The organism is Leucobacter manosquensis, from assembly GCF_018304845.1.
In the GTDB taxonomy this organism is placed as follows: Bacteria; Actinomycetota; Actinomycetes; order Actinomycetales; family Microbacteriaceae; genus Leucobacter; species Leucobacter alluvii.
Genome location: NZ_JAFEVO010000001.1, coordinates 2,913,996 through 2,930,103, shown reverse-complemented (window position 1 = coordinate 2,930,103; position 16,108 = coordinate 2,913,996). Strand labels below are relative to the sequence as shown.

The 16,108-nt window shown below is 67.9% G+C and carries 14 protein-coding genes; 6 read left to right on the top strand and 8 right to left on the bottom strand.

The window, feature by feature from the left end:
• Positions 1 to 60: 60 nt before the first annotated feature.
• From JSQ98_RS13605 to JSQ98_RS13590, 4 genes are read right to left on the bottom strand one after another with little or no spacing between them, the layout of a single operon-like run.
• Complete coding sequence (locus tag JSQ98_RS13605) at positions 61 to 1,098, bottom strand: NAD(P)-dependent alcohol dehydrogenase (protein WP_211650152.1); 1,038 nt, start codon at positions 1,096 to 1,098, stop codon at positions 61 to 63.
• On the bottom strand, positions 1,095 to 1,838 hold the full coding sequence (locus JSQ98_RS13600; protein WP_211650151.1) for a beta/alpha barrel domain-containing protein: 744 nt from the start codon (positions 1,836 to 1,838) through the stop codon (positions 1,095 to 1,097). Before JSQ98_RS13600 ends, JSQ98_RS13605 begins: the two co-directional genes overlap by 4 nt.
• The gene (gene xylB / locus JSQ98_RS13595; protein ID WP_211650150.1) at positions 1,835 to 3,292 is read right to left on the bottom strand and encodes a xylulokinase; all 1,458 of its coding nucleotides are present in this window, start codon (positions 3,290 to 3,292) and stop codon (positions 1,835 to 1,837) included. The genes JSQ98_RS13600 and xylB overlap by 4 nt, the downstream gene beginning before the upstream one ends.
• Positions 3,289 to 3,933, bottom strand: a complete 645-nt coding sequence (locus tag JSQ98_RS13590) for an SIS domain-containing protein (protein WP_211650148.1) — start codon at positions 3,931 to 3,933, stop codon at positions 3,289 to 3,291. Before JSQ98_RS13590 ends, xylB begins: the two co-directional genes overlap by 4 nt.
• A 133-nt stretch (positions 3,934 to 4,066) precedes the next feature.
• Between JSQ98_RS13590 and JSQ98_RS13585 the strand changes: the two genes are divergently transcribed.
• On the top strand, positions 4,067 to 5,014 hold the full coding sequence (locus tag JSQ98_RS13585) for a sugar-binding transcriptional regulator (protein ID WP_176698275.1): 948 nt from the start codon (positions 4,067 to 4,069) through the stop codon (positions 5,012 to 5,014).
• Positions 5,015 to 5,069: 55 nt separating this feature from the next.
• Here the strand turns inward: JSQ98_RS13585 and JSQ98_RS13580 are convergent, their stop codons facing one another.
• From JSQ98_RS13580 to JSQ98_RS13570, 3 genes are all read right to left on the bottom strand, one after another.
• On the bottom strand, positions 5,070 to 6,143 hold the full coding sequence (locus tag JSQ98_RS13580) for a substrate-binding domain-containing protein (protein WP_090146826.1): 1,074 nt from the start codon (positions 6,141 to 6,143) through the stop codon (positions 5,070 to 5,072).
• A gap of 82 nt (positions 6,144 to 6,225) precedes the next feature.
• A complete protein-coding gene (locus JSQ98_RS13575; RefSeq protein ID WP_090146824.1) occupies positions 6,226 to 7,239 on the bottom strand; it encodes an ABC transporter permease in 1,014 nt (337 codons plus the stop codon).
• A gap of 1 nt (position 7,240) precedes the next feature.
• Positions 7,241 to 8,845, bottom strand: a complete 1,605-nt coding sequence (locus JSQ98_RS13570) for a sugar ABC transporter ATP-binding protein (RefSeq protein WP_211650147.1) — start codon at positions 8,843 to 8,845, stop codon at positions 7,241 to 7,243.
• Positions 8,846 to 9,024: 179 nt separating this feature from the next.
• Between JSQ98_RS13570 and JSQ98_RS13565 the strand changes: the two genes are divergently transcribed.
• Genes JSQ98_RS13565 through JSQ98_RS13545 form a run of 5 tightly spaced genes read left to right on the top strand, consistent with a single transcriptional unit; the run spans position 9,025 to position 13,911 of the window.
• Positions 9,025 to 9,984: a sugar-binding transcriptional regulator gene (locus tag JSQ98_RS13565; protein ID WP_211650146.1), complete on the top strand. Its 960-nt coding sequence runs from the start codon at positions 9,025 to 9,027 to the stop codon at positions 9,982 to 9,984.
• Positions 9,981 to 10,751: an SDR family oxidoreductase gene (locus JSQ98_RS13560; RefSeq protein WP_211650145.1), complete on the top strand. Its 771-nt coding sequence runs from the start codon at positions 9,981 to 9,983 to the stop codon at positions 10,749 to 10,751. The genes JSQ98_RS13565 and JSQ98_RS13560 overlap by 4 nt, the downstream gene beginning before the upstream one ends.
• Positions 10,748 to 11,689: a carbohydrate kinase family protein gene (locus JSQ98_RS13555; protein WP_211650144.1), complete on the top strand. Its 942-nt coding sequence runs from the start codon at positions 10,748 to 10,750 to the stop codon at positions 11,687 to 11,689. Before JSQ98_RS13560 ends, JSQ98_RS13555 begins: the two co-directional genes overlap by 4 nt.
• Positions 11,690 to 11,711: 22 nt before the next feature.
• Complete coding sequence (locus JSQ98_RS13550; RefSeq protein WP_010156155.1) at positions 11,712 to 12,413, top strand: response regulator transcription factor; 702 nt, start codon at positions 11,712 to 11,714, stop codon at positions 12,411 to 12,413.
• Position 12,414: 1 nt separating this feature from the next.
• A complete protein-coding gene (locus JSQ98_RS13545; RefSeq protein ID WP_211650143.1) occupies positions 12,415 to 13,911 on the top strand; it encodes a sensor histidine kinase in 1,497 nt (498 codons plus the stop codon).
• A gap of 549 nt (positions 13,912 to 14,460) precedes the next feature.
• Here the strand turns inward: JSQ98_RS13545 and groL are convergent.
• On the bottom strand, positions 14,461 to 16,083 hold the full coding sequence (groL, locus tag JSQ98_RS13540; protein ID WP_090146809.1) for a chaperonin GroEL: 1,623 nt from the start codon (positions 16,081 to 16,083) through the stop codon (positions 14,461 to 14,463).
• Between the last annotated feature and the right edge of the window lie 25 nt (positions 16,084 to 16,108).

Below are 16,108 nucleotides of genomic sequence, written 5' to 3'. Positions count from 1 at the left end.
CTTTTCATGTTGGTACGTCGTGCGAGGAAGCGACGGATCGTCGCGAGAGGTGGTGGCTGATCAGCGACCCGGGTAGACGACCGATTTCAGGCTGTCCGGGTCGGTGTCGCTCTCGAGTGCCTGCTCGACCTCGTCGAGACCGAATTGCCCGGTGACGAGCGAGTCGAGATCGACCTGGCCGTTCGAGACGAGCTGGATCGCGACCGGCCAGGTCTCGGTGTAGCGGAAGATCCCGGTGACGGTGATCTCGCGGTTCTGGATGTCTTCGACGGGCAGCGTCATCTCCGGGTTGCCGAGGCCGACGAGCACGGCGGTCCCGGCAGGACGCACGGCGCGGATGCCGGACTGCACGGCGGGTGCCGCGCCGCTCGCATCGATGAAGGCGTCGATCGGCACATCGAGATCCGCCGGGTTCTGCGTGCGCGGGTCGATGACGCGGGTCGCGCCGTACTGCAGTGCGCGGTCGCGGCGCGCCTCGACGAGATCGGAGACGATCACTTCGCCGGCGCCGAATGCGCGTGCCGCCTGAGCGGTGATGATGCCGATGGGGCCGGCTCCGGCGATGAGCACGGTCGAGCCGGGGACGATGCCGGCTTTGCGCACCGAGGTGATCGCGACCGACAGCGGCTCGAGCAGGGCGGCCGCCTCGTCGGTCACGTTGTCGGGCACGTCGTGCGCGAAGGCCGACTGGATGGTCACGAACTCCGCGAAGGCGCCGTCGATCGGGGGCGTCGCGTAGAACTCCATGTCGGGGCAGAGGTTGTAGGCGCCGATGCGGCATTCGCGGCAGCGCCCGCATGGCCGCTGCGGCTCGATCGCGACCCGGTGGCCGACGCGGGCCGGATCGACGTTCTCGCCGACGGCGACGACGACGCCGCCGACCTCGTGCCCGAGCACGAGCGGAGCCTCGACGACGAAGTCTCCGATCCGCCCCTCGCGGAAGTAGTGCACATCTGAACCGCACACGCCGACGGCGCCGACGCGAACGAGTACCTCGTCGGCGGCGGGCACCGGCACCGGGCGCTCTTCGATCGTGAGCTCTCGCGTGCCGAGGAGCACGCTGGCGCGCATCCGCTCCGGGATCTCAGGGTGAGTCATGACTGTTCTCCTCGTACTGCTTGGGTGTGTGCGCGGCCGAGCAGGGCGCGGCCGACGATGACGTGATGGGCTCCGAGCTCGATCGCGCGGAGCGCGATGGCGGCATCGACGCCTCCGTCGACACTCACCTGCACCGCCGGAGCGAGCTGCGGAATGCGTTCGAGCAGTTCGGGGCGCGCGGGCTCCCGCGTGCCGGGCTCGATGAGCATGATCAGGGCGCCGGCAGTGCCGGCGCCGAGACTCGCCGGGTCGTCCCCCGGTTCGAGCACCGTCCAGACCTCTCCGCCGGCGGCGCGGAACGCCTCGGTCAGGGAGGCGTCCGCTGCCACGCCGGCGGGCACTGCGGCGCGCTGCGCACCGACCGAGGCGGCGGCCTCGAGTACGGCGGCGATCTCGTCGCGCAGCTCGGGGTCGTACCCGTCGACGGCGCGGCCTCGCGCTCCCGCGAGCACGATCAGGTGGACCTCGAGCAGCGAATCAGGATGCCGCGCGCCGAGGTCTCGCAGTTCGGCTGCGACGATCCCTCGATGCACCAGCTCCCCGGTGTCTTCGCGATCGAGAATCACATCGAGATGAATCGGCAGGCCGATCGCCGCGAATCGGTCGGCGACGGCTTCCCGATCCGGCGCAGGCGCGGCGTACAGGCTGCCGTACACCGATCCTTCCGGCACATCGGTGATCCATGCAGCATGGGGCGGGGCGGCAGCGGACGAGCGCTCCGCGAACTGCACCGCGCTCATCCGCGGCTCCGGTCGAGCGTGTCGATCGCTGCGACCTCGGCGTACCGCGCGAAGCGCTCGGTCGAGACTCTGGCGGGCTCGGCCGCGACCCGCCGGGCCGGCTTCCAGTTCTCCGCGAGCTCCATGATGGGCGTCTCGCTCAGCACCGCGGCGGCCTGCACGGCCGCTCCGCGCGCGACCGCCTCCGGTGCGTCGACGAGATGCACCGGCTTGCCGAGCGCATCGGCGAGGATCTGCCGCGTCGCGGCGGAACGGGCGGCGCCGCCGATGGCGATCACTTCGCCGTCGGTGCGCACCCCGCAGCGCTCGAAGTGGGACAGCCCGGCGACGAGACCGAACACCACGCCTTCGTACGCCGCACGTGCCAGTTGCTCACGGCTCGTCTCGGTGGTGAGGTCGGCGAGCAGGCCGGAGGCCAGCGGCCGGTTGGGCGTGCGCTCCCCATCGAGGAACGCCGCGAGCACCGGCCCATCGCTCCCCGCCTGCAATGCGAGGGCGGAGAGTTCGTCGTGGTTCGCTCCCATGAGTCTCGCGAACGTGTCGATCACCTTCGCTCCGTTGAGCGTGCAGACGAGCGGCAGGAAGCCGCCCGTGAGGTTCGCGACGCCGTTCACGAATCCTCGTGCATCGCGCACGGGCTCTGGTGTGGTCGAGAACACCACCCCGGAGGTGCCGAACGCGAAGACGGCGTCTCCTTCCGCGATCCCGAGGCCCAGGGCCGAGGCGTGCTGGTCGCCGCCGCCGGCGGAGACGAGTGCCGGCTCTGCGATGCCGAGCTCGGTCATGGCCGCCGAGGTCGTGGTGCCGGCCACGCCGTCGGGCGGGAGCACCTCGGGCAGCATCGCCGCCCAGTCGCGCGACTCGTCGATGAGCGCGAGGTGATCGAGCAGATAGCGGTTCGCCGACGGGTCGAAGTACCCGGTGCCCGATGCTTCGGAGCGGTCGGTCGCGAACGCCCCGGTGAGCCGGTACGTGAGATAGTCGTGCGGCAGCAGGATGGTCGCGAGTCTCGAGAAGTTCTCCGGCTCGTGATCGGCGAACCACGCGACCTTGCTCAGCGTGAATGCGGCGGTCGGGAGCGATCCGGTGGACGCGATCAGGCGATCCGCACCGATGCGCTCGGTGAGCCGGCGCAGCTCGCCGTCGGTCGTCGTGTCGTTCCAGAGCTTCGCGTCGCGAATCACCTCGCCGTGCGCGTCGAGCGGCACCATGCCGTGGCACTGCCCCGCGACGGAGATCGCGCGAACGCTCACGTCGCCCGCTTGCGCGAGCGCAGCGCGGAATGCGCCGACGAACGCATTCCACCAGGCATGGGGATTCTGCTCGCTGCGCGGCGGCGCGACCGGCGGATGCGCGGCAGTGGCCCCCGCGATCCGGCGCCCGTCGTCGAGCGCGAAGAACTCCACCTTGCACGACTGCGTCGACGTATCGACGCCGCAGACGACGGCGATCATGCGGCGCCTCCCCGCGTCGGCGCCTCGATCGTATCCGGCAGGTCGCGCTGCTGGCCGACGATCCCGGCCGGGTGGATCTGCACGACCTCTTCCCAGCTGAAGCCGCGCAGGCCCATGAGCGTGACGGTGAGGGCGTCTCCCCACGCTCCGGCCACGAGTGTGCTGCCGAGTGCGATCAGACCGCCTGCGTCGGCGTCGACCGGATCTGTGGTGAGGTGGACGACGCGTGTCGCGGCCGCGGCGAAGGGCGATTCGGGTCGCTCGGTCACCGCGACGACGTCGGTTCCGCGCTCGACGAGGCGCTCGACGAGCTGGGTGAGTTCGACTGATTGCCCGCCCTTCGAGAAGGCGATCACGAGGTCGTCCGAGGTCACGGCTCCCATGCCTCCGTGGAGTGCGTCTTGCGAGGGGAGGTAGAACGCCGGCGTCCCGGAGACCGACAGCAGGTGAGCGAGGCGCTCGGCCATGATGCCCGACGTGCCGGCTCCCGTGGTCACGACTTTGCCGGTGCAGCGCTGCACGGCCGAGACCACGTCGGCGAAGCTGTCGTCGATCTGCTCGGCGAGATTCGCCAGTGCTTGAGACTCGCGAAGAATCGACTCTCGTGCGTGATGCACGAGGTCGGCGGCGGTTGCGCTCATATGATTGACCTGATCTCTCATTTGTTGCATTTATTCTATCGTTTTGCGCGATGTGAAGCGACTTCCGGCTCGACGCAGTGCGCGCTCCGGAATCATCCGGTGTGAGATGATGACCCATCGAGAGGAGACGACCATGGAACCCGGTCCCAACAGGCTGGTCGAGATGGCGCACGTCGCCCGAGAGCACTTCATCAACGACGTTCCGATGGTGGAGCTGGCCGCGCGAACCGGCATGTCCCGCTTCCGCGTTGCCCGGCTCATCGCCGAGGCCCGCGACCTCGGCGTGCTGCGCATCAGCGTCGGCGCGCCGCAAGCGCTCAGCCGCGATGACGTCGCCGAACTGCGCAGACGGTACGGACTCCGCGACGTCCGGTGCGTCACGATGCCCGACGGCGACGCCGACCCGCGCGCGCTCCGCGCCGCTCTCGGCCGCGCCGCAGCCGAGTACCTCGAGACGCAGGTCCAAGCCGGAGAGGTGCTGGGGTTCGCGAGCGGTCGAACGCTCGCCGCGATTCCCGAGCACCTCCGCGCGCTCCCGCAGTGCGATGTCGTCCAGCTGACCGGGCTCGCGGGCCCTCCAGGTGAAACGGCTGGAGATCTGGTGCGCACCGTCAGTGCGATATCGGGAGGCGAGCCCGCGTCGCTGTACGTTCCGCTCGTGGCGTCCGACGCCGAAGCCGCAGCCATGCTCTGCCGCCAGCCCGGCGTCGCCGAGACGCTGGCGCGCATGGGAGAGGTGACGCGCGCCGTGCTCGCGGTCGGCAGCTGGAGCCCCGTCGTCTCCCAGCTCGCGGATTCGATCTCCGACGACGATGCGGGCGGTCTGATCGCGAGCGGTGTGCGCGCCGATGTCGCGGCGTCGCTCTTCGACGGTTCGGGCGGCCGGGTTTCGGCCCTCGATACTCGCACCATCGCGATCCCCTTCGATCAGTTGCGCGCGATCCCCGAGATCGTCGTCGTCGCGGGTGGAGCCGAGAAGCACGCCGCGCTCCGGGCCGTGCTGCTCGCCGGGTTCGTGACGACCCTCATCACCGACCGCGCCTCGGCGCTGTCGCTGCTCTCCGGGCCGCGCACAACCTGAACGGCGGCGCCTTCCACCCCTGCCCGGGAGGAAACCGCCGCCGCTCGATCGCTGACTACTCCTGGCCGGGCAGACCCTCGTACGCGATATCGCCGGTCTTGAGGTTCTCGGCGATCAGTTCGCTCAGCCCGTCGAGGAAGGCCGGGCGATCGTTGACGACGTGATCGAGAGCGTCCTCGACGTTGTCCTGCGTGATGGGGGGCATGGTGTAGACGAGGTTGTTGTCGACATCCTCATCGCGTGCGATCGCAGCAGCCACCGCAACACCGGTCGCGAGCTGGACCGTGCCGTTCTGCAGCGAGGTGCCGATGAAGTCGCCGTTCTTCACAGCGTTGAGACCATCCTCGATGCCGTCGATGCCGACGACCGGAATGTCGTCCATGCCGGCCTCGCGCAGCGCCTGCTTGGCGCCGAGACCCATGTCGTCGTTCTGCGAGATGACGCCGTCGATCTCATCGCCGAAGGCGGAGATCCAGTTCTTCATCTTGTTGACGGCCTCGTCGCGGCTCCAGTTCGCGGTGTCCTTCGCGAGCACGCTCACATCGGGGTTCTCCTCGAGCACCTGGTCGATGCCGGCGCCGCGGTTGATCTCGCCCGAGCCGCCCAGCGGGCCCTGCAGGATGACGACGTTGCCCTTGCCTCCGAGCTCGTCCATCATCATCTGCGCTTCCTGCGCGCCAGCGGCGACGTCGTCGGGCTGCACGCTCCCGGCGACCTCGTCATTGTTCAGCGTCGCATTGACGTCGAGGAAGGGGATCCCCGCCTCGCTCGCCGCGGTCACCTGCGGCTGCAGCGTATCCGCCTGAACGGGGACGACCATGATCGCGTCCACGCCGGCCTGGATGAACTGATCGACCTGGGTCGCCTGCGTCGAGACGTCCATCTTCGCGACGTTCCACAGGATCTCGATGTTGTTGTCTTCCGCGTAGCGGTCGATGCCTTCCTTGCCTTCGGTGATGAAGGAGGACATGTCGTAGACGCTCACGCCGACGGTGACGCGTTCCTTGCCGCTGTCATCGGCGCCCTGCTGCGCTGCAGGATCGCCGGCACCGCAAGCCGCGAGCGACAGCACTGCCGCGCCGGCCACGGCAACCGCGAATCCGCGGTTCATTCGGGAGGTGAACTTCATGGGGTACTCCATTTCGATGGTGAGTGGTGAGGGGAGAGTCGTGCACTGGGGGATCTCGCCGCGCCCGTGGGAGCGGCGACGGTCAAGATCGTCGACGTTTGCTGGCCCACACGTCGACCGCGACTGCGGCGACGATCAGCACGCCCTTGATCACGTCCTGCCAGTAGGCGGGGACGGTCAGAATGTCGAGACCGTTGTTCAGGGTCTGAATGAGCAGCAGGCCGAGCGCGGTGCCCCAGACGGTGCCGCGGCCGCCCATGAGGCTCGCCCCGCCGATCACGACTGCGGCGATGGCGTCGAGTTCGTAGCCCTGGCCGAGGTTCGGCGACCCGCTGATCACGCGGGAGGAGAGCATGATGCCGGAGAGGCCGGCGAGCGCGCCGCTGATGGCGTACACGCTGTAGAGCACCCGGCCGGTCTTCACGCCGGCGATCTGCGCGGCGAGCGGGTTGCCGCCCACTGCGTAGACGCGCAGGCCGTAGCTGGTGCGGCGCATCATCAGTCCGAATCCGATGATCATGAGGATCATGAGGATCACGGGGACGGTGAGCCCGAAGACCCGCGTGTTCGCGAACTGACCGTACTCGGTGGGCAGACCGTTGATCGGCGCACCGTCGCCCAGCACGAAGGCGAGGCCGCTGGCCAGCGTGAGCATGCCGAGTGTCGCGATGAACGGCGGCACCTTCATGACCGAGACGACGAAGCCGTTCACCGAACCCGCGGCGAAACCGACGGCCACGGCGACGATCGGCGCGAGCCAGATCTGGTCGGGCATCTCCTTCGCCGCGACGGCGGCGGCCATGGCGCTCAAGGCGATGACGCTGCCGACCGACAGGTCGATCCCGCCGGTGAGGATCACCAGCGTCTGCCCGAGCGCGATCAGCGCGAAGGGCGCCGCGGCGACCAGAATCGTCGTCACATTGTCCACCGTGCCGAAGCGCGCGCTGCGGTACAGGAAGAAGGCGATGATGAGCAGCATCACGATGACCATCGCGTAGCGGATGGCCAGTTCGCGGAACCAGGGTCCCGAGAAGCGGCGGAGATCGCCGCTCTCGGACACCGTCCGCATCACTTCAGTCTGTGTCGGATTCGACATGTCATGCGTCCTTTCGAGGAGCGTCTGCGGGTTCGGCGGCAGCCGCGTCCGCTTCCGTGGCTTCGAGTCCGCTGGCGAGGCGGAAGATTCGGTCCTGCACCTCGGCGCGGGAGAGGTCGGCTGCGGTGAGCTCACCGGCCACCGCACCCTCTCGCAGCACGAGTGCACGGTGGGAGAGGCTGAGGATCTCGGGCATATCGCTCGACGCCATGAGCACGGCCATGCCGCTGGCGGCCAATTCGACGATGATGCGGTAGATCTCGCTTCGCGCTCCGACGTCGACGCCGCGCGTCGGCTCGTCGAGCAGCAGCACGTCGACATCCCCGGTGAGCCAGCGGGCCAGCACCACCTTCTGCTGATTGCCGCCGGAGAGCGTCTCGAGCGACTGGTCGAGATCGCGGCTGCGCAGTCGCACCGAATCCATGACCTCGCCGACCCGCTCGCGACGAGCGCGCTGACGCAGGAACCCTGCGATGGAGAATTGGCCGAGGCCCGGCAGAGTGCCGTTGTCGAGCACCGACATCGGGAGCACAGCGCCCGAGCCCTTGCGATCCTCCGGCACGAGCGCCATCTTCGCTGTGATGGCGGCTGCTGGCTCGCCCGGCTTCACGCGCGATCCGCGAACCCTGACCTCGCCGCTCTCCGACTTGCGGACGCCGAACACGGTCTCCATGAGCTCCGTGCGTCCGGCGCCGACCAGACCGGCCAATCCGACGATCTCGCCGCGGCGCACCTGCAGCGAGATGGGGGCGTTCGCGCCGCTGACCTGCAGCGCGTCCAGCTCGAGCACGACGTCAGCGCTCGGCACACCGCGCTCGGGGAAGAGGTCTTCGAGCTCTCGTCCGATCATCGCCGTCACGATGTCGTCGTCGGTCAGGTTCGCGAGCGCCTGGTCTTCGACGAGCTCACCGTCGCGGAGCACGATCACGCGGTCGGCGATGGCCCGAATCTCTTCCATCTTGTGCGTCGTGAACAGCAGCGCGACGCCGCGGTCGCGCAGCAGCCCCATGACCTCGAGCAGTCGGCCGACCTCCCGCTCCGAGATCGCGCTCGACGGCTCGTCGAGCAGGATCACGTTCGCGCCGGTGTTGGTGGCTTTGACGATCTCGATGATCTGACGGATGCCGACGGCGAGGTCGCCCATGCGCTTGCGCGGATCGATCGTGAGCCCGAAGACCGCGAGCTGCTCGCGGGCCTGCTCGATCATCGCGCCACGGCGAAGCCCAAGCGGTCCGCGCAGCTCGCGTCCGATGAAGAGGTTCTCGTACACGGTGAGCTCGAGGATCGACGCGAGCTCCTGCGGCACGATGGCGACGCCGAGTCGGTGCGCCGCTTGAGCGTTGCCCGCGGGAAGCGGGGTGCCCTGGACCTCGACGGTGCCGCCGTCCGGGCGGTACTGACCCGATGCGATCTTCATCAGCGTGGACTTGCCCGCGCCGTTCTCACCCGCGAGCGCGGTGATGGTTCCCGCCTCGAGGCTCAATGAGATTCCCCTGAGCACGGGGATCCCTCCGAAGCCCTTGACGATGTTCGTGCATTCGAGCAGCGTCCCGGTGGCCGGCACGTGCTGCGCGGAGTCGCGCGTGTGTGCCTGCTGGTTACTCATGTTGCATTCACCCCTCTCCACGGCGAGCGGAGGTTCCTCGTCGTCCCGGCATGTGGGCGCTTCGTTCGAGGCCCGTATAGGTTTTTACCATGACTTGTAACATCTGAGAAACATGCCCGCACATTTGAGCGATGCTACAGTCTCTGTGTCCCACTGCGCCAATCCGATGGAGGAGCCCCATGAGCGAGGTCGAACGCCGCATGGCCCTCGTCGCAACGCGGCACTATCTCGATGGCTTGTCTCGCATAGAAATCGCAGATGAGCTCGGAATTTCCCGGTTTGCCGTCGCGCGCCTGCTCGAGCAAGCGCGCGAGCGGGGAATCGTGCGATTCGAGATCGCTTCACCCGACGATCTCGACCTCGGGCTCTCCGCTCAGTTGCGCGCAGCCTTCCAACTTCGACACGCAATTGTTGTACACGCACCCGGCGGCGCGGAGGACACGTTGAAGCGGCGTCTCGGTACCGCCGCGGCGCGACTCGTCGAAGAGGTGATGACGCCCGGCGAGGTGCTCGGCCTGGCCGCAGGCCGCACCTTGCGCCAGATGGTGATGGCGTTCCAGTCGCTCCCGCCCGTCGATGTCGTCCAATTGGAGGGCGTCGCCGCAGGTTTGCAGGAGAGCGGCGTCGAACTCGTGCGGCACGCCGCGAGGGTATCCGGCGGCACCCCGCATGCGCTGCTCGCTCCGCTCCTGACACGCAGTGACGAGACCGCCGAGCTGCTCCGCGACGAGCCCGCTGCTCGCGAGACGTTCGCCCGATTCTCAGAGGTCACCACCGCGGTCGTCGGCATCGGAAGTTGGAATCCGGAGGATTCGCAGGTCTCGATGCTCGCGGGGCAGCTCGGGATCCGCGAATCGCTCCTCGACGCCGGCGTGCGCGCCGACCTCGGCGCCGTACTGCTCGACATCGACGGTGCGGTAGTCGAGAATGCTGTGGGACGGAGCGTCGGCATCGACGCCCCGGGGCTCCGCAACGTCCCCCATGTGCTCGCCGTCGCCGGCGGGCCGCTGAAGTTCGTTGCGGTGCGCGCGGCGCTCCGCAGCGGGCTCATCCACTCGCTCGCATGCGATGCGAGCACCGCCCAGGCACTGCTCGCAGATGCCTCACGTACCGACCCGCACCGAAGGAGCGATTCATGAAGTTCGAAGACCTGCAGGGCCGCACAGCTGTCGTCACCGGCGGCGGACGCGGCCTCGGCTACTCGCTCGCGGAGGCGCTCGCGGGGCAGGGTGCGAATGTCGCACTGCTCGATGTGCTCCCCGACGTCGACGCGACGGCTGTCGCTCTCGGCGAGCGATTCGGCGTGCAGGCAGTCGGCATCCACACCGACGTCACCGACCCCGAGCAGATCAGCGTGGCGTTCGACCGGATCGGCGCTGCCGTCGGCACCCCCCAGATTCTGCTCACGGCCGCCGGCATCACCTTGCTCGAAGCCGCCGTCGATATCGACCCGGCGCAGTGGCGCCGAGTGCAGTCGATCAACGTCGACGGAACCTTCTTCGTGGCCCAGGAGTTCGCGCGACGGGTGCTGGCCGAGGGACTCGCGGGCTCTGCGATCCTCGTCTCGTCGATGTCCGCGAAGATCGTCAACGTGCCGCAGCAGCAGACGGCGTACAACACGTCGAAGGCCGCCGTGGACCACCTCACGAAGTCGCTCGCCGTGGAGTGGGCCGCTGCAGGTATTCGCGTCAACGCCATCTCCCCGGGCTACTTCCTCTCCGACATGACGAAGCAGTTCACCGAGAGCAACCCGGAGCTCGCCGCCGAGTGGACGTCGCGCATTCCGATCGGCCGCATGGGCGATCCCAGTGACCTGCATGGGCTCGTCGCCTACCTCGCATCCGACGCGTCCTCCTACCTCACGGCCCAGTCGATCGTCATCGACGGCGGATACACCGCGCTGTGAAGCACGCGACGACCGGGGCGCCGCGCGCACTCGTCTTCGGCGAGGCGCTCGTCGACGTCATCGACGGCACCGCGTTTCCCGGGGGTTCGCCTCTGAACGTCGCCGTCGGCCTGAGCCGGCTCGGCGTAGCCACGACGCTGGTCACCCGGTTCGGCGACGACGCGCACGGCGCGCAGATCGCCGATCATCTGCGCGCCTCCGACGTCTCGTTCGCCGAGCCCGTACCAGGCGCGGAGACCTCTCGTGCCGAGGTGACGCTCGACGCCACCGGGCAGGCGCAGTACCGCTTCGTGCTCGACTCGGAACTCCCGACGACTCCGCTCGACGGCATCGGCCTCGTGCACACGGGCTCGCTCGGCGCGGTGCTGACACCCGGCGCTGCCACCGTCGCGGCCGCATTCGACGATCCAGGATCGCGGCTGCGCAGCTACGACCCGAACATCCGCCCCGATCTCATGAAGGATCACGGCGCGACGCTCGACCAGGTCGAGCGCCTCGCCGCGCGGAGCCACATTGTGAAGATGAGCGATGAAGATGCGGAATGGCTCTACCCCGGGCAGGACCTCGATGCAGTGCTCGCACGCATGGTCGCTCTCGGCGCGTCCCTCGCCGTCGTCACGCGTGGTGCGGCCGGTTGCATCGCACGGTTCGCCGACAGCCGGGCCGCTGCCCCCGCGGAACGGGTGGCGGTGGTCGACACGGTCGGCGCAGGCGATTCGTTCATGGCCGCGCTCCTCGCGGCCGTGCTCGACGGTCCGCTCGCCGCTTCCTTGCTCGCGGGTGATCCGCCCGCACCGCACGACGTCGAGCACGCGCTGCAGTTCGCCGCACGAGCGGCGGGCATCACCGCCTCTCGCGCTGGTGCCAATCCGCCGTGGACGCGCGAACTCGCAGGCGAGGCGCATGGAGAACCCGCCACATTTCCAGCCGCTTCATAGCAAACCATCAGAGACTGGGTGCATGAACACTCAGCCAAAAGGACCCCGGATTCTCATCGTCGATGACGAGCCCAGCATCCGCGAGCTGCTCAGCACGAGCCTCCGCTTCGCCGGGTTCGGCGTTCGCGCCGTCGGCAACGGCGCGCAGACGATCTCAGCGGTGCTCGAGGAGGAACCCGACCTCATCGTGCTCGACGTGATGCTGCCCGACATGAACGGCTTCAGCGTGACCAAGCGCCTGCGATCCGCGGGCTACACCGCGCCGATCATCTTCCTCACCGCGAAGGATGACACGGAGGACAAGGTCGAAGGCCTCACGGTCGGCGGCGACGACTACGTCACGAAGCCATTCAGCCTCGACGAGATCATCGCCCGCATCAAGGCCGTGCTGCGCCGCACGATCCAGGAAGACGAGGATTCGGTGCTCAGCGTCGGCCCCATCACGATGGATCAGGACACGCACGAAGTGACCGTGCAGGGCGCGTCGGTCGAGCTCTCCCCCACCGAGTTCAAGCTGCTCCGCTACCTCATGCAGAACGCGAACCGAGTGCTCTCGAAGGCTCAGATCCTCGACCACGTCTGGGAGTACGACTTCAACGGCGACGCCGGCATCGTCGAGTCCTACATCTCGTACCTGCGGCGCAAGCTCGATCCGCTGACCGAAGAGTCGCTGATCCAGACGAAGCGCGGCTTCGGGTACATGCTGAAGACCGAAGTCAAGTAGCGTGGCTCGGCCCAACTGGTCGGAGCGTTGGGCCGACGTCTCGCTGCGGGCGAAGATCACCGGCGTCACGGTCTTCATCCTGTTCCTCGGGCTCATCGTGGCGGGCGTCGGCACCCTCGCCGTGCTCCACCCCATGCTCACTGCGAATCAGACGCAGGCGCTCGAACGCCTCCGCGAGAATCCGACGCCGGCGCTGCGCCCCTACGCGAACTTCAACGGACTGACGCCCGAAGACATTACGCAGGCTCCCAGCGGGTACTACGTCGCATTGCTCGACGCCGACGGCAACGTGATTCGCGACAACACGCGAGATCAAGATCGAAAAACGCTGCCCCAGGTCACGGGCATCACGCTCGACGACGTCATGTCGCAGTACGAGTCCGCCCTCGTCGGACTGCGCGCTGCCGATGGCGTCAAATGGAACGCGATCGTCAAGCCGATCTATCAGGAGGGGCAGGCGGCTGGCACGCTGCTCATCGCCTCTTCTACGGCACCGGTCACCCAGACGGTTGCGCAGTACATCATCATCTTCACCGGGTTCGGCATCGCCGTCATCCTGCTGGGCGCCGCACTCACCCGGCTGCTCGTCACCGCCACCTTCCTTCCACTCGCGGAGGTCGAGCGCACGGCGCTCGAGATCGCACGCGGCGATTATTCCAAGCGCATCATGATCTCGAGTCCCCATACCGAGGTGGGGCACCTGGGCCAGTCGCTGAACATCATGCTCGATCGCCTCGACGGGTCGCTGGAAGACCAGGCGCGCACGATCGAGCGCATGCGCCGGTTCATCGGGGATGCGAGCCATGAACTCCGCACCCCGCTCGTCTCCGTGCGCGGGTACGCCGAGCTCTATCGGATGGGTGCGTTGCAGGAGGAGGAGAACGTCGCCCAGGCGATGGAGCGCATCGAGAAAGAGGCGATCCGTATGACCTCGCTCGTCGAGGATCTGCTGGCGCTCGCCCGCCTCGACGAACGGCGGCCGCTCGCGCTTGCGACGCTTCCGCTCAACAAGCTCGCCACCGACGCGGCACTCGATGCGCGGGCACAAGCCCCGGACCGCGAGGTCACCGTCATCACTGATCCCGCGGAGCCCGCGGTCATCGGTGACGAGCACAAGGTGCGGCAGCTCATGACGAACCTGCTCGGCAACGCCATGCGGCACACACCGGACGGCGGCCCGATCGAGCTCGTCGTCTCCAGCCCCGAACCTGCACCCGGTGCGAAGTCGTTCACGCGCTTCGAGATCGTCGACCACGGTGAGGGCGTTCCTGAGCAGATCAGGGACAAGATCTTCGGCCGCTTCTGGCGCGCCGACACCTCCCGCAATCGTGAGACCGGCGGTTCCGGCTTGGGCCTCGCCATCGTGAAGTCCATCGTCGACGCCCACGGCGGCACGGTCAGCGTGCATGAGACGCCCGGCGGCGGGGCGACCTTCCGGGTCGATCTGCCAAGCGCGGAGGCCTCCGACGACACGGTCCCGGTACCGCGTCTCACCTGACCCGCTTCAGCGCTCGCAGCCGCGGGCGCTTCCACGTGCCTGCTGCGGTCGCCCGCCTCTTACGGCCGCGCGCCTCGAGCAGCCGCGCGTCCAGCAGTGGATCCTGAGTGGTGCGGAGCGTATCCTCCGTACCGGCTCCGCTCTGCGCAGGACCGCCGGCGCGATGAAGTTCGGTCCGTATGCTCATAGCTCCATCGTGGTCGCTGTCTGCATCGGTCTCCCGTTCGAGGAGCGCGTCTGTGAGCAATACGGCGAAATGACCGAAAGCCAGCACCTGTGAGCGAATGACGCACTGCGCGGTGCCGACCCCGTGGCGCAGCGATCGCCGCACCACCAACAACTCTGTGGCGCTCGCGCAGTGGGTTCCTGTGGCGCAGTGCGCGATTTCAAGATGCGTCCGCTGGTGACCGAATCCCCTGCAGGACTCGCGGTACCGGGCTCGCGGGGAAAGCACGAACAGGGGCCGCACCGGACCCCCGCGAAACGCGAACAGGGGCCGCGTCCGAAGACGCGACCCCTGTTCGGGTATCTCTGTTGGAGGCTGAGGACTTAGAAGTCCATGCCACCGGTCGGATCGCCGGCGGGAGCGGCGGATGCCGGCTCCGGCTTGTCGGCGACGACGGCCTCGGTGGTGAGGAAGAGCCCTGCGATCGACGCTGCGTTCTGCAGTGCCGAGCGGGTGACCTTTGCCGGGTCCAGGATGCCCTGGGCCACCAGGTCGCCGTACTCACCGGTTGCGGCGTTCAGGCCGTGACCGATCGGCAGGTTCGCGACGCGATCCGCCACCACACCCGGCTCGAGACCTGCGTTGAGCGCGATCTGACGCAGCGGCGCCTCGATAGCGGTCTGCACGATCTTCGCGCCGACAGCCTCGTCACCCGAGAGCTCGAGGCCCTCGAAGACGTCCTTGCCGGCCTGGATGAGCGCGACGCCACCGCCGGGGAGCACGCCCTCGTCGACTGCAGCCTTCGCGTTGCGCACTGCGTCTTCGATGCGGTGCTTGCGCTCCTTGAGCTCGACCTCGGTCGCCGCGCCCGCCTTGATGACGGCGACGCCGCCCGCGAGCTTCGCGAGGCGCTCCTGCAGCTTCTCGCGATCGTAGTCGCTGTCGGTGTTCTCGATCTCGCGACGGATCTGCGTGACGCGACCCTGAATGGCTTCGTCGTCGCCGCCGCCCTGGACGATGGTGGTCTCGTCCTTGGTGATGATGACCTTGCGAGCGGTACCCAGCATGTCGAGGGTCGCGTTCTCGAGCTTGAGGCCGACCTCTTCCGAGATGACCTGGCCGCCGGTGAGGATCGCGATGTCCTGCAGCATCGCCTTACGGCGATCGCCGAAGCCCGGAGCCTTGACGGCCGCCGACTTGAAGATGCCGCGGATCTTGTTGAGCACGAGGGTTGCGAGAGCTTCGCCCTCGACGTCCTCGGCGAGGATGAGCAGCTGCTTGCCCGACTGGATCACCGGATCGACGACGGGGAGCAGGTCCTTGATGTTCGAGACCTTGCTGTTCACGATGAGGATGTAGGGATCCTCGAACACGGCTTCCTGGCGATCGGTGTCGGTGACGAAGTACGCAGACAGGTAGCCCTTGTCGAAGCGCATGCCCTCGGTGAGCTCCAGCTCGGTTCCGAAGGTGTTCGACTCCTCGACGGTGACGACGCCTTCCTTGCCCACCTTGTCGATGGCCTCGGCGATGAGCTGACCGATCTGCTCGTCAGCTGCCGAGATCGATGCGGTAGCCGCGATCTGGTCGGTGGTCTCGATCTCCTGAGCGTTCTCGAGGAGCTTGGCCGACACTGCCGCGACGGCCTTCTCGATGCCCTTCTTGATCGCGATCGGATCGCTGCCGGCCGAGACGTTGCGCAGACCCTCGCGCACGAGTGCCTGTGCGAGCACGGTAGCGGTCGTCGTGCCGTCGCCTGCGACGTCGTCGGTCTTCTTCGCGACCTCCTTGACGAGCTCGGCGCCGATGCGCTCGTAGGGATCGTCGAGTTCGATCTCCTTGGCGATGGAGACGCCGTCGTTGGTGATCGTGGGGGCGCCCCACTTCTTCTCCAGCACGACGTTGCGGCCGCGGGGGCCGAGCGTCACCTTCACAGCGTCAGCGAGCGTGTTGAGACCCCGCTCGAGTCCACGACGCGCTTCCTCGTTAAACGCAATGATCTTTGCCATGTATTTGCCCCTCCGGAGGTGTTTC